This window comes from Aminobacter sp. MSH1, from assembly GCF_003071665.1.
Classification (GTDB): domain Bacteria; phylum Pseudomonadota; class Alphaproteobacteria; order Rhizobiales; family Rhizobiaceae; genus Aminobacter; species Aminobacter niigataensis.
Genome location: NZ_CP026265.1, coordinates 1694416 through 1706592, shown reverse-complemented (window position 1 = coordinate 1706592; position 12177 = coordinate 1694416). Strand labels below are relative to the sequence as shown.

Here is a 12177-nt window from a genome sequence, read left to right as displayed (position 1 = left end):
TGAGCCTGTTCTTATCCCAGCACGACGTTGGCGGCTGATTCGGGCAGGTCCTCGCCGAAGGCGCGCTGGTAGAACTCGGCAACGACGGAGCGTTCGAGTTCGTCGCACTTGTTGAGGAAGGTCAGCCGGAACGCCATGCCGACATCGCCGAAAATCTCGGCGTTCTCGGCCCAGGTGATGACGGTACGCGGGCTCATCACGGTCGACAGGTCGCCGTTGATGAAGGCCGAACGCGTCATGTCGGCAACGCGGACCATCTTGTTGACGATCTCCTTGCCCTTGGCGTCGCGGTAATGCTTGGCCTTGGCAATGACGATGTTCACTTCGTTGTCGTGCGGCAGGTAGTTCAGCGTCGTCACGATCGACCAGCGGTCCATCTGTGCCTGGTTGATCTGCTGCGTGCCGTGATAGAGGCCGGTCGTGTCGCCGAGGCCAACGGTGTTGGCGGTGGCGAACAGGCGGAACGCGGGGTGCGGACGGATGACGCGGCTCTGGTCGAGCAGGGTCAGGCGGCCCGACGATTCGAGCACGCGCTGGATGACGAACATCACGTCAGGACGCCCGGCATCGTACTCGTCGAAGCACAGCGCGACATTGTGCTGGTAGGCCCAAGGCAGGATGCCGTCCTTGAACTCGGTGACCTGCATGCCTTCCTTGACGACGATGGCGTCCTTGCCGACGAGGTCGATACGGCTGACATGACTGTCGAGGTTGACGCGGACCATCGGCCAGTTGAGGCGGGCTGCGACCTGCTCGATGTGGGTCGACTTGCCGGTGCCGTGATAGCCCGACACCATGACGCGGCGGTTGTAGGCAAAGCCGGCGAGGATCGCCATCGTCGTCGCCTTGTCGAACAGATAGTCCGGATCGATGTCCGGCACATGCTCCGACGACGCCGAATAGGCCGGCACGACCATCTTCGAATCGAAGCCGAAAGTGTCTTTCACCGACACTGTCGTGTCCGGCAGATTGGTGATGTCGCGATCGACCTTGTTCATAGCGTCTCCACGCGCGAAGCCTCAGCTACGCCGGCAATCGAAAATTTCTTCGGGGGCGGTCTTAAAGCCTTTTCCGACCAGATGAAAGTTGGAAAAAGGCCGCGGCCGCGGCTGGCTCAACACAATCCCGCTTGCTTGAGCACGCGATATGCCTGGAGCACATCCCTGAAGCGGTCCTCCGAACCCCGATCGCCGCCATTGGCGTCGGGATGGTGGCGTTTCACCAGTTCCTTGTAGCGCGCCTTGATGTCGGCGCCAGTCGCTTTCGAATCCAGCCCAAGCGTCTCCAGCGCCTTGGCCTCGAGGGGCTTGGCCTTGCGCTGTCGCGGCGCGCCGGCAGTGCCGAACATGTTGTGCGGATCGCGCATGCGGTTGTGGTAGCCGGCGCGGCCCGAGCGCTGCTGGGCGAAGTCGGGCGCCGAACGCGCCGCACTGTTGGAACCCATGGTCCAGGTCGGCCTGTGGCCCGTCATCGCCTCCTTCTGGAAGCGCGCGATCTCACCGTCGGCGAGGCCGGAGAAATAATTGAAGCCCTTGTTGTACTCGCGCACGTGGTCGAAGCAGAACTGGAAATACTCGCCTTCCTTCATGCGGCCGACCGGCGCCTTGTGCGTGCCGGGCTGCTTGCAGCCGTCCCACTGGCAGGCCGGGGCGCGCGACTTCACCTCCGCTTCCGGATCGGGCCGGACGCGGATCTTGTCGAAATATTTCGGATACGGCTTCATCTAATGGTATTTACCGCCTCTTGGCGCGGCGAAACAAGAATTGACATTTCGAGGATGTTGGCCCTAACGCCTGATTTGCGGCTCAATTGCGCCCGATGGCGCGAATGCCGCAGCGACACATGTGGTGAAAGGCGAAACCGATGTCCATACAGGCGACCATCGAAGACAAGCTGAACAAGGCATTTTCGCCGGAACGGCTCGTCGTCCTCAACGAAAGCCACCTGCACGCCGGCCATCACCATGTCGACGGCGGCCATGAAGCGGTGTTCGACGGTTCCGGCGAGACGCACTTCCGCATCCGCATCGTCGCACCCGGCTTCGCCGGCATGAACCGTATCGACCGCCACCGCGCGGTCAACGAGGCGCTCTCCGCCGAACTCAAGGCCGGCCTGCATGCGCTGGCGATCGAGCCGGCGGCACCGGGCGAACAGACGCGCTGGTAGGATTACCAGACGGTTACGACATGCGGGTAGCGCGTTATCTTGCTATCCGCGGTAACCAGCGGGGCAGCAAGTTCACGCGCCAGCGCCACGATCATCCGATCGGCCGGATCCGCGTGGAATTCACCAGGCAACATGACGCTGTTCACCGCTACCCTGTTGTCGACGGGGATGAAGCGAAAACCTTCAATTTCACTGACGATATCCAGCCAGTGCGACACATCCATGGACAGTTCGAGTTTGCCTTTTGAAACCAGCATGGCGATCTCCCATGCGGAAATCTCCGAGGCCACTACGCCTTCATGGTCGTTCAATGCGCTTTCAATGACTTGCCGCGCCGCGGCAGACAGCCTGGAGCCATCGCTGCCAGCCCACCAGACGAGGGCGTGAGTGTCCAGGACGATCATTTCAGGGCGTCCCAGTCCGCCACGCCAACTGGTTCAAAAGGATTGTCATAGCGCTGCACCGACCCCTTCAGAAGATCGAGCGGATTGCGGTGTTTTCGATCAAGTCGTCGGATTTCAAGCTTCGGCTCACCGTGATCAGTGACGATCAGTGGCTCGCCGGTCGCTTCGATTTCACGAAACAACTCCAGCGCCTTTGCCTTGAACTGAGATTTTGACACGCGGACAACCATCAACGTACCTCCTGCACACCTTCAAGATAGTACAGAAATGACTATGGTCAATGACTATGGTCAGCGAGGCGTTTGCGTCGCTTGCTGCGGCTCCACCACTGCCGGCCTGATCCTGATCCGCGCCAGCCGGTTCTTGTCGCGCTTCATGACGATGAAGCGCTTGCCGTGGAAGGTAAATGCCTGCTTTTCCTCGGGGATCGACTGGGTCTCGTGAATGACAAGCCCGGCGATCGTCGTCGCCTCGTCGTCGGGCAGGTGCCAGTCGAGCGCACGGTTGAGGTCGCGAATCGGCACCGTGCCGTCGACCACCACGGAGCCGTCGGCCTCCTGCTTGACGCCCTGGACGTCGATGTCATGCTCGTCGGCGATCTCGCCGACGATCTCCTCGATGATGTCTTCGAGCGTCACCAGCCCTTCGACCTCGCCATATTCGTCGACGACGATGGCGAAATGCGCCTTTCGGCGCAAAAAGGCGTTGAGTTGCTCCTGAAGTGTCGTCGTGTCGGGCACGAACCAGGGCTTCGAGGCGACTTTCGGCACGTCGACCCTGCTGTAGTCGCCCTCGACGTCGTTCAGGGCACGCAGCAGATCCTTGGCGTGAACGACGCCGACGATGTTGTCGAGCGAGCCGCGCCACAGCGGCATCCGCGTATATGGGCTCTGCAGAATCTCGCGCACCAGCGCCTCGGATGCGATGTCGGCATTGACCGACCGCATGGCCGTTCTATGGACCATGACGTCGGAGACTTCGAGCTCGTGCAGGTCGAGCAGGCCACCGACCTGGTCGCGGTCCTGCTTCACCACCTGGCCGTCGCGATGGAATTCGTCGACGGCGCCGCGCAGCTCGTCATGAGCGGAACGCGGGGGCGACAGTGCGATCAACTCGTAGCCCAGCGACGCGAGCAGGCGGTCACGGAACGCCAGGACGGCAAGCATCAGCCCCCCAAGAACTGCCGCGGCGATCCAGCCTGCTTCGCTCATCCCGGGTGATTCTCCTTGAGGAAGGACACGACCTCCGAAGCCGGCACGTCCTTGGCGATAAAGGACTGGCCGATTCCGCGCGTCAGGATGAAGGTCAACGCGCCGCGCGACACCTTCTTGTCCTGGGTGATGAAGTTGAACAGCGCATCGGCGTCGGGCAGGCTGCCCGGGATGTCGGCCATGCGCCACGGCAGGCCGACGTCGCGAAGATGCGCCTCGACGCGCGCCGCATCGTCCGGGCTCGCGAGGTTGAGGCGGGCCGAGAAGCGATGCGCCAGCGCCATGCCGATGGCGACGCCCTCGCCATGGACGAGCCGCGCGCCGTCATAAGCGGTCGCGGCTTCGAGCGCGTGGCCGAAGGTGTGGCCCAGATTGAGCAGTGCACGGTCGCCGGTCTCGAACTCGTCGCGTGCGACGACATCGGCCTTGGCGCGGCAGGATTGGGCGATGGCCTCGATGCGAGCCGGGCCGCCGGAAAAGACCTCCTGCCAGTTGCTTTCCAACCAGGCGAAGAAGTCCGGCCTGTCGATCAGGCCGTATTTGGCGACTTCGGCATAACCGGCGCGGAATTCGCGCAGTGGCAGCGTGTCGAGGGCGGCGGTATCGGCCAGCACCAGCTTCGGCTGATGGAACACGCCGATCAGGTTTTTGCCGCGCGGGCTGTTGATGCCGGTCTTGCCGCCGACCGACGAATCAACCTGTGCCAGAAGCGAGGTCGGCATCTGGACGAAATTCATGCCGCGGCGAACGATGCCGGCCGCGAAGCCGGTGAGATCGCCGATGACGCCGCCGCCGAGCGCAATCACCGCGTCGCCGCGTTCGAGGCGGGCGGCGATGATCTGGTCGACCACGGTTTCCAGCGAATCGAAGCTTTTCGTCTTTTCGCCCGCTGGGAGCTTGATCACGGCAGGCGCGTTGCCGACAGCCGTGAGGCTTTCGATCAACGGCCCGAGATGGGCGGCAGCGACGTTTTCGTCAGTGACGATGGCCGTGCGCGCCTTTGGCAAGCGTTTCTGGATCAGCTCCGCGCCACGCGCAATCAGGCCCGGGCCGATCAGGATGTCATAGGCGCGGTCGCCAAGCCCGACTTCGACTGTGACGGTGCCTGTCATTCGTGATCCTCCGAGACTTCCGATACGTGTATGCTGCCGGGCACGCCGAGATGGTTGCAAAGCGCTTCGATGACCTCGCTGGCGATCGCTTCCTTGCGGTCGTCGCGCGTCGCCACGGCGAGATCGGCAACTGCATAGACCGGGTAGCGCTCGTCCATCAGCTTGGCCAGCACGGCGCGCGGGTCGGCGTTCTGCAGCAGCGGCCGGTTCTGCTTCTTGGAAACGCGCTCCATCAGCAGGTCGAGATCGGCCTTGAGCCAGACCGAGACGCCGTGCGCGGCAATGGCCGAACGCGTATGCGCATTCATGAAGGCGCCGCCGCCGGTCGACAGCACCTGCGGGCCGCTTTCCAGCACCCGGCCGATGACGCGCTGCTCGAGCGCGCGAAACTCGGCTTCGCCGTAGCGTTCGAACAGCTCGGGGATCGTCATCCGCGACACGCTTTCGATCTCGTGGTCGCTGTCGATGAAGCGGAGACCGAGCACCTGGGAGACCTTGCGGCCGATGGCGGTCTTGCCCGCGCCCATCAGACCGACAAAGACGATCGAGCGCGTGCCGAGCCGTTCAAGCAGGGCACTTGTCGAACCGTCCGGAAATGGAGTCTGCTCGTCGGGTGTCATGGCGTCCCTTTCGCCGGCGTATCGACATGAAAAGCCCCGTTGCGTCAAGCGCAGGGCGCCAAGAGCACACTTGAATTGCAGGGAACGGCGTCCCATAAGGGCACAGGATAGGACAGACGGGCAAACACATCGATGCCGACACTTTTCCGGTTCCTTGTCACGCTCGCCGTTCTGGCGGGCATCGGCTACGGCGCGATGTTTGCGCTGGTGATGTTCGTCGAGCCCAAGAAGGCCGAAATCACCATCCGCATTCCGCCGGAAAAGCTCGCGCCAAAACAATGAAAAGCGGCGCGCGCATCGAAGCTTTTCTCGAAATGATGAGCGCCGAGCGCGGTGCCGCCGACAACACCCTGGCCAGCTACCGCCGCGACCTCGAAGACGCCTCCGAACATCTCGGCGGCCGCCTCGCCGACGCAGACGCCGCCGGCATTCGCGGCTATCTCGACGACATCGCCGGCCGCGGCTTCGCCACCACCTCGCAGGCCCGCAAGCTGTCGGCGCTCAGGCAGTTCTTCCGCTTCCTCTATGCCGAAGGGCTGCGCGGCGATAACCCCACCGGCATCCTGGACAGCCCGAAGAAGGACCGGCCGCTGCCCAAGACGATGAGCGAGGGCGAGACCGGACGATTGCTCGACCGTGCGGCGGCGGAAGCGAAAGCTGCCGCCGGCAACGAAATGGCGAGCGCAACGCGGATGCACGCGCTGGTCGAAGTGCTCTATGCCACCGGCCTGCGCGTATCGGAACTTGTCAGCCTTCCGCTGACCGTTGCGCTTCGCGACGAACGCTTCTTCGTGGTGCGCGGCAAGGGCGACAAGGACCGCATGGTGCCACTCTCTGCCAAGGCACGCGAGGCTATGCGGCGTTGGCTGGAAGAACGGAATCGCGATCCGAAACTGGTGGAAAGCCTGTTCCTGTTTCCGGCGGCGTCAGACAGCGGCCACCTGCCCCGCCAGGTTTTTGCCCGCGATCTCAAGGCGCTGGCCGCGCGCGCCGGCATCGCCTCGGCAAAAATATCGCCGCACGTGCTGCGCCACGCCTTCGCCAGCCACCTGCTGCAGAATGGCGCCGACCTGCGCGCCGTGCAGCAATTGCTTGGCCATTCCGACATCTCGACCACGCAAATCTACACGCATGTGCTCGAAGAAAGGCTGTTGAAACTGGTCAACGAACATCACCCGCTTGCCGATTAAGGTCCATATCGCTATGTGAGTGCCACGTTCCACTGGCGCGGCGCCGCATTTTTCGTGCCCCGGTGCCTATTCTTTTCAGCGTGGTAGTCCGCTCGCCAATGTACAATTACCTCGATTTCGAAAAACCGGTCCAAGATCTCGAAGGCAAGATCCTCGAGCTCAAGAAGCTCGCCGAGAACGGCGAGGCCGTCGATGTTGGCGACGAGATCAAGCGGCTGGAGAAGCGCTCGCGCGATGCGCTGCGCGACGCCTACAAGGCGCTGACCCCGTGGCAGAAGGTCCAGGTCGCGCGCCATCCCGACCGCCCGCATTGCCTCGACTACGTCAGGGCCCTGTTCACCGATTTCACCACTCTCGCCGGCGACCGCAATTTCGGCGAGGACGCCGCCATGGTCGGCGGATTTGCTCGCTTCCGCGGCGAACCGGTTCTGGTTCTGGGCCAGGAGAAGGGTTCCGACACCAAGAGCCGCCTCAAGCACAATTTCGGCTCGGTCCGCCCCGAAGGCTACCGCAAGTCCGTGCGCCTGATGGAAATGGCCGACCGTTTCAAAATTCCTGTCGTCATGCTGGTCGACACGGCAGGCGCCTATCCCGGTGTCGGCGCCGAGGAGCGCGGCCAGGCCGAAGCCATTGCGCGCTCGACCTCGGCCTGCCTCGGCCTCAAGGTGCCGTCGATCGCCGTCGTCATCGGCGAAGGCGGTTCGGGCGGTGCGATCGCCATCGCCACTGCCAACCGCGTCTTCATGCTCGAACACGCGATCTATTCGGTAATCTCGCCGGAAGGCGCGGCTTCCATCCTGTGGCGCGACACGACGCGCTCCAAGGATGCGGCGACCAACATGAAGATCACCGCGCAGGATCTGCTCGGCCTCAAGATCATCGACCAGATCATCGACGAACCGCTTGGCGGCGCCCACCGCAATGCCGAGGCGGTGATTTCGGCCACCGGCGACCTGATCGCCAAGACGTTCAGCGAATTTGCCGGCTCGAACATCGATTTCCGCGAGCACCGCCGCGAGAAATACCTGGCCATCGGCCGCAGCCTCTGATTGCGTAAACTGTGGCCCGAATGGGCCACATCACCGTTTCGCCACAAAATTGCCGCCTCGCCGAGTTCAATGAACTTGCCGTGATTTTGCGCGCGTGGGACGGGCCAGGAACTTGCGGTAAGGATTTTTCAAGGTTAACGACCCTAAGGTCGAAGCAGTATCAGGACGGGCCGGCCGAAGGCGTGAATGCGCTGTGGCCGCAAATGAGACGACATTAGCAACGATGATCGCCAATATCGCACGTGCCGGATTGCTTCTCGCCGCTATCGCAGTGGCAGGCTGTTCGGAATCCTCCGTTACGGACTTCGTTCCGCAGCATGCCAACCGGCAGCTGCCGCCCAAGATCCTGGCCGAAATGAAGGCCAAGGGCATGAGCCGCAGTTCGCCCGTGCTGGCGCGCGTGTTCAAGGAAGAAGGCAAGCTGGAAGTCTGGAAACAGAAGACCAATGGCCGCTACGACCTGATCGCCGCCTACGACATCTGCAAGATCTCCGGCAAGCTCGGCCCGAAGTTCACCGAGGGCGACCGCCAGTCGCCGGAGGGGTTCTATACCGTACGTCCGGGGCAGATGAACCCGAACTCCAGCTATCACCTCGCCTTCAACATCGGCTATCCCAATACCTATGACCGCGCCAACGGCCGTACCGGCTCGAACCTGATGGTTCACGGCGCCTGCTCGTCGTCCGGCTGCTTCTCGATGACCGATGCGCAGATCGAGGAAATCTATGCCTTCGCCCGCGATGCGTTCAAGGGCGGCCAGACCGAGTTCCAAGTGCAGTCCTATCCGTTCCGGATGACCGCCGCCAACATGGCGCGCTATCGCAGCGACCCGAACTACCAGTTCTGGGCGATGCTCAAGGAAGGCTACGACCACTTCGAGATCACCAAGGTGCCGCCGAAGGTCGACGTCTGCGAAAAGCGCTACATCTTCAATCGCATCCCCGAGGGCGGCGCCACTTTCAACCCGACCGGCGCATGCCCTGCCTACACCCAGCCGCAGGCGCTGCAGACGGCCTATCAGTCCTACAAGACCAAGTATGACAGCGCCTTTGCCAGCGCCAGCGGCGGCGAGGCGCCCAAGCCGACCATCGCCGGCATCAAGGAAGCGGCCATCGTCTCGGACTGGACCAAGAAGCGGGCCCGCGGCGAGCGCGTGCCGATCGAGCCGCCATCCCTGAATCACGACGGCACAGTGACCGTCACCGACCGCATGGGCCGCATCGACTCGGCGGAAGGCCGCCGCATGGCAGCGCTTGACGCCGCCGAGGCCGCCAAGAAAAAAGCTGCCGAGGAAAAGGTCGCTGCCGCAGCTGCAGCCAAGGCCGCCAAGCTGGCCGCCCAGCAGCCGGTGGTAACGGCGACCGTGCCGTCCCCCGAGCCCGTGGCAACCGAAGCACCCGCGCAGGCAGCCCAGGCAGCCCCCGCCGAAGAGGGCGGCGCCGCCAAGCTCAAGAAGAGATTGCTCGGCATGTTCGGCAGCTGAACGGCGTGAGCGAAACCGCCGACATCTACGATCTCAGGGGACTCAATTGCCCCCTGCCCGTGCTGAAGGCCAAGCGGCGCCTGGCCGACATGGCCGTCGGCAGCCAGCTCTGGCTCGAAACCACCGACCCGCTCGCAGTCATCGACATTCCCGCCTTCTGCCAGGACGCCGGGCACAGGCTTGTCGAGACGAAAGCCGTCGAAGGCGGCCATCGCTTCCTGATCGAACGGGCCGGCTGAGCTTCAGGCACTTGCAGTGCCTCCTTCGAGGCTCGCCCGCCAAGGGAATTACTGGCTCTGCCACAGCATTGCGGGCTCGTTCCTCAGGATGAGGACCGTGTCGACCCAGCCAGCCCTACTCCACAGATGCTAAGCGCTTTGTGAATCCGCTGCAGTTGGATCAACCGCCGGTGCATGAACAAGCGCAACGGTCCTCATCCTGAGGTGCGAGCCCACTATGGCATTGAAGAGATGGAAGCAAATGCCGGCAGGCGAGCTCAAAGGAAGCACGCCGCAGCCGATAGGCCCGGATCCTACCGGCCGGCGATGGCCAGCGGGTTGTTTTCCATCGCCTCGCGGTCGGGCGTGTCGATCGCCGGCTTGTTGACGAAGGCCGCAAACAGCCGCTCGACATAATCCTGCGGCAAGTCGATGCCGATCAGCACCAGCCGGGTGCCGCGAACCGCATCCGGCCAAGCCGGCAGGCGTGCCGGCGGATGCAGCATCTTCTGCACGCCATGGATGACCAGCGGCCGCAACGGATCCTCGGCCAGCTCGACGATGCCCTTGATACGCAAAAGCTTGTCGCCCTGGGCCGACAGCAGCAGGTCGAGGAACATCTCGACCGTCGAAAACGGCAGCGCGCCGGCATGGACCAGCGAAAACGACCCGACGCGGGCATCATGGCGATGCGCGTGGTCGTGATGATGGTGATGATCGTCGCCGCCGTGGTGATGGTGGTGGTCGCCGTCCGCCGCCTCGCCGAGCCAGCGACGCACGTCGGCGGTCTTGGTCGTGGGATCGTAAAGCCCGCATTGCAGCAGGCGAGCCACGGCAGCACCTTCCACTTCGCGGATTTCGGCACCCGGATTGATGCGGGTGAGCCGCGCCTTGAGCGCGTCGAGCCAGTCGGCGTCGTCGACAAGGTCGGACTTGGTAAGCACGATGCGGTCGGCGACCGCCACCTGCTTGACCGCCTCGACATGGGCGTCGAGCGTCATCGAGCCGTTGACCGCGTCGACGAGTGAGATGACGCCGTCGAGCCGGAAGGCATGGATCAGCGCCGGATGGCCCATGATCGACTGCAGCACCGGCACCGGATCGGCAAGCCCGGTGGTTTCGATCACCACGCGTGCAAGACGCTGGATGCGTCCGGTCTGCAGGCGGTCGACCAGATCGGCCAGCGTATCGACCAGTTCGCCGCGCACGGTGCAGCACAGGCAACCGTCGGACAGCTCGATGATGCCGTCCGAAGCCTTTTCGACCAGCAGGTGGTCGATCGCGACATCGCCGAACTCATTGATGATGACGGCCGTGTCGGCAAGCTCCGGGTCTTTCAGCAGCCGGTTGAGCAGCGTTGTCTTGCCGGCGCCGAGAAAGCCGGTCAGCACCGATACGGGGATAGGAAAGGCCGCCTGCTGGCTCACGACCGGGCCTGGACGTTGCCGGAAACGAGCGGCGCGGCACCTGTGGGCGCCGGCATGTCGGGACGCCAGGTCGGCAGCGGCACGTCGGCATAGTCGACAAGGTCGCGCCCGCCGAGCGCCTTGGGCTTCGGCCCGGTGGCGCCGCCCAGGCTGACCGTCACCCAGTTCCGCGGGCGCGTCATTTCGGGAATGATCGAGACCTTTTCGGGCGCTGCACCCGCTTCCGTCGGCACGGGTCCGTCGGAGGCCACATGCTTGGACTTTTTCGAGCAGACCTCTTCGCGCATGTTGGTCGCCACGTCGCGGTTGTCGCCATAGGGCGTCAGTCCGGTGACACTCACCGAACTTCCGGAACGGCTGAAGCCGTTCTGCAGCAGCTTGGCGGCTTCTTCGGCGCGGTCGTCGGGCGAGGTCGCGCCCAGAACGATCGCGGCGAGCGTCCTGCCGTCGCGGTTGGCCGAAGCGACCAGGTTGAAGCCGGATTCGCAGACGAAGCCGGTCTTCATGCCGTCGGTGCCCGGAAAGCGTCCGACCAGCGGATTGAAATTCTTGAGCTTCGCCTTGCCGGCGATGATGCCTTCGATATCGAAATAGGAGGCATATTGCGGATATTCGAGACGGATTGCCCGCACCAGGATCGCGAGGTCGCGCGCGGTCGTGTACTGGTCGGGATCATGCAGGCCGTTGGCGTTGACCCAGTGGCTGCCCGACATGCCCAGGCGCTGCGCCTCGGCGTTCATGCGCGCCGCAAACGCCTCGGTCGTGCCGCCGACATTCTCGCCGATGGCAGCCGCGACGTCGTTGGCCGACTTGACCATGATGATCTTCAGCGCGTTGTCGAGGGTCAGCACCGAGCCGGGCTTGTAACCCATCTTGGCCGGCGGGAAGGCCGCCGCTTTCTTGCTGATCCGGATCGGCGAGTTGAGCGCCAGTTCGCCCGCCTGGACCGCTCGGAACGCCGTGTAGGCGGTCATCAGCTTGGTCAGCGACGCCGGATGCCAGCGCTGAAACGCGTCCTGATGCTCGATCACGGCGCCCGAATTGACGTCGAAAAGCATCGCCGGATTGGCGGCAGCCGGGACGGCGCCCAGCGCGGTTGCGGCCGCAAGACCGAGGAGCATGCTTTTGACGAACTGCATCTTCATCATCAAATCCGAAATCGCCTCTTGCCGACCATAGCCGGCCGTCCATAAGATTTCCGTAAACCGGGATGGCAACGCGCTGGCCGGTACCAAAGACCATGGCCACGGCGTCGCCGCTGCTGCTAAATAACGTATGTGACGCCAAGATGGCAGAG

At 63.6% G+C, this 12177-nt stretch carries 15 protein-coding genes; 6 read left to right on the top strand and 9 right to left on the bottom strand.

The features are described from left to right. Nucleotides 1-11 precede the first annotated feature (11 nt). A complete protein-coding gene (gene cobS / locus CO731_RS08485; protein ID WP_067957584.1) occupies nt 12-998 on the bottom strand; it encodes a cobaltochelatase subunit CobS in 987 nt (328 codons plus the stop codon). Between the two features lie 116 nt (nt 999-1114). Then, nucleotides 1115-1723, bottom strand: coding sequence for a J domain-containing protein (locus tag CO731_RS08480; RefSeq protein WP_108606808.1), 609 nt, complete (start codon nt 1721-1723; stop codon nt 1115-1117). A gap of 140 nt (nt 1724-1863) precedes the next feature. Between CO731_RS08480 and CO731_RS08475 the strand changes: the two genes are divergently transcribed. Further along, nucleotides 1864-2166 carry a BolA family protein gene (locus CO731_RS08475; protein ID WP_108606807.1) on the top strand — a complete coding sequence of 101 codons (303 nt, stop codon included), beginning with the start codon at nt 1864-1866 and terminating at the stop codon, nt 2164-2166. A gap of 2 nt (nt 2167-2168) precedes the next feature. Here the strand turns inward: CO731_RS08475 and CO731_RS08470 are convergent, their stop codons facing one another. Genes CO731_RS08470 through CO731_RS08450 form a run of 5 tightly spaced genes read right to left on the bottom strand, consistent with a single transcriptional unit; the run spans nt 2169 to nt 5513 of the window. Continuing rightward, a complete protein-coding gene (locus tag CO731_RS08470; RefSeq protein ID WP_108606806.1) occupies nt 2169-2570 on the bottom strand; it encodes a type II toxin-antitoxin system VapC family toxin in 402 nt (133 codons plus the stop codon). After that, on the bottom strand, nt 2567-2800 hold the full coding sequence (locus tag CO731_RS08465) for a type II toxin-antitoxin system Phd/YefM family antitoxin (RefSeq protein ID WP_108606805.1): 234 nt from the start codon (nt 2798-2800) through the stop codon (nt 2567-2569). Before CO731_RS08465 ends, CO731_RS08470 begins: the two co-directional genes overlap by 4 nt. A 60-nt stretch (nt 2801-2860) precedes the next feature. Further along, nucleotides 2861-3781, bottom strand: a complete 921-nt coding sequence (locus CO731_RS08460; protein ID WP_108606804.1) for a transporter associated domain-containing protein — start codon at nt 3779-3781, stop codon at nt 2861-2863. Beyond that, nucleotides 3778-4893: a 3-dehydroquinate synthase gene (gene aroB, locus CO731_RS08455; protein WP_108606803.1), complete on the bottom strand. Its 1116-nt coding sequence runs from the start codon at nt 4891-4893 to the stop codon at nt 3778-3780. Before aroB ends, CO731_RS08460 begins: the two co-directional genes overlap by 4 nt. After that, a complete protein-coding gene (locus CO731_RS08450; protein WP_108606802.1) occupies nt 4890-5513 on the bottom strand; it encodes a shikimate kinase in 624 nt (207 codons plus the stop codon). The genes aroB and CO731_RS08450 overlap by 4 nt, the downstream gene beginning before the upstream one ends. A 132-nt stretch (nt 5514-5645) precedes the next feature. Here CO731_RS08450 and CO731_RS08445 point away from each other — a divergent pair, with 132 nt between their 5' ends. The 5 genes from CO731_RS08445 (at nt 5646) to CO731_RS08425 (ending at nt 9474) form a co-directional block, all read left to right on the top strand. After that, nucleotides 5646-5795 (top strand): hypothetical protein, encoded by a 150-nt coding sequence (locus tag CO731_RS08445; protein WP_055973301.1) that lies wholly within the window; start codon nt 5646-5648, stop codon nt 5793-5795. Then, the gene (locus CO731_RS08440) at nt 5792-6703 is read left to right on the top strand and encodes a site-specific tyrosine recombinase XerD (RefSeq protein WP_108606801.1); all 912 of its coding nucleotides are present in this window, start codon (nt 5792-5794) and stop codon (nt 6701-6703) included. The genes CO731_RS08445 and CO731_RS08440 overlap by 4 nt, the downstream gene beginning before the upstream one ends. Nucleotides 6704-6801: 98 nt before the next feature. Further along, the gene (locus tag CO731_RS08435; RefSeq protein WP_108606800.1) at nt 6802-7752 is read left to right on the top strand and encodes an acetyl-CoA carboxylase carboxyltransferase subunit alpha; all 951 of its coding nucleotides are present in this window, start codon (nt 6802-6804) and stop codon (nt 7750-7752) included. A gap of 223 nt (nt 7753-7975) precedes the next feature. Beyond that, nucleotides 7976-9235 (top strand): murein L,D-transpeptidase family protein, encoded by a 1260-nt coding sequence (locus CO731_RS08430; protein WP_108606799.1) that lies wholly within the window; start codon nt 7976-7978, stop codon nt 9233-9235. A gap of 5 nt (nt 9236-9240) precedes the next feature. Further along, nucleotides 9241-9474 (top strand): sulfurtransferase TusA family protein, encoded by a 234-nt coding sequence (locus CO731_RS08425; RefSeq protein WP_108606798.1) that lies wholly within the window; start codon nt 9241-9243, stop codon nt 9472-9474. Between the two features lie 293 nt (nt 9475-9767). Here CO731_RS08425 and CO731_RS08420 read toward each other — a convergent pair whose 3' ends face one another. Both CO731_RS08420 and CO731_RS08415 read right to left on the bottom strand, forming a co-directional pair. Then, on the bottom strand, nt 9768-10880 hold the full coding sequence (locus tag CO731_RS08420; RefSeq protein WP_108606797.1) for a GTP-binding protein: 1113 nt from the start codon (nt 10878-10880) through the stop codon (nt 9768-9770). Continuing rightward, the gene (locus CO731_RS08415) at nt 10877-12025 is read right to left on the bottom strand and encodes a D-alanyl-D-alanine carboxypeptidase family protein (protein WP_343207445.1); all 1149 of its coding nucleotides are present in this window, start codon (nt 12023-12025) and stop codon (nt 10877-10879) included. Before CO731_RS08415 ends, CO731_RS08420 begins: the two co-directional genes overlap by 4 nt. Nucleotides 12026-12177 lie beyond the last annotated feature (152 nt).

Excerpts from the sequence above, each read along its gene's own strand:
- CO731_RS08465 (WP_108606805.1), bottom strand. The coding sequence starts at position 2,800 with ATGGTTGTCCGCGTGTCAAAATCTCAGTTCAAGGCAAAGGCGCTGGAG.
- CO731_RS08480 (WP_108606808.1), bottom strand. The coding sequence starts at position 1,723 with ATGAAGCCGTATCCGAAATATTTCGACAAGATCCGCGTCCGGCCCGAT.
- CO731_RS08430 (WP_108606799.1), top strand. The coding sequence starts at position 7,976 with ATGATCGCCAATATCGCACGTGCCGGATTGCTTCTCGCCGCTATCGCA.
- aroB (WP_108606803.1), bottom strand. The coding sequence starts at position 4,893 with ATGACAGGCACCGTCACAGTCGAAGTCGGGCTTGGCGACCGCGCCTAT.
- CO731_RS08415 (WP_343207445.1), bottom strand. The coding sequence starts at position 12,025 with ATGAAGATGCAGTTCGTCAAAAGCATGCTCCTCGGTCTTGCGGCCGCA.
- CO731_RS08445 (WP_055973301.1), top strand. The coding sequence starts at position 5,646 with ATGCCGACACTTTTCCGGTTCCTTGTCACGCTCGCCGTTCTGGCGGGC.
- CO731_RS08450 (WP_108606802.1), bottom strand. The coding sequence starts at position 5,513 with ATGACACCCGACGAGCAGACTCCATTTCCGGACGGTTCGACAAGTGCC.
- CO731_RS08460 (WP_108606804.1), bottom strand. The coding sequence starts at position 3,781 with ATGAGCGAAGCAGGCTGGATCGCCGCGGCAGTTCTTGGGGGGCTGATG.
- CO731_RS08475 (WP_108606807.1), top strand. The coding sequence starts at position 1,864 with ATGTCCATACAGGCGACCATCGAAGACAAGCTGAACAAGGCATTTTCG.
- CO731_RS08470 (WP_108606806.1), bottom strand. The coding sequence starts at position 2,570 with ATGATCGTCCTGGACACTCACGCCCTCGTCTGGTGGGCTGGCAGCGAT.
- CO731_RS08435 (WP_108606800.1), top strand. The coding sequence starts at position 6,802 with ATGTACAATTACCTCGATTTCGAAAAACCGGTCCAAGATCTCGAAGGC.
- cobS (WP_067957584.1), bottom strand. The coding sequence starts at position 998 with ATGAACAAGGTCGATCGCGACATCACCAATCTGCCGGACACGACAGTG.
- CO731_RS08440 (WP_108606801.1), top strand. The coding sequence starts at position 5,792 with ATGAAAAGCGGCGCGCGCATCGAAGCTTTTCTCGAAATGATGAGCGCC.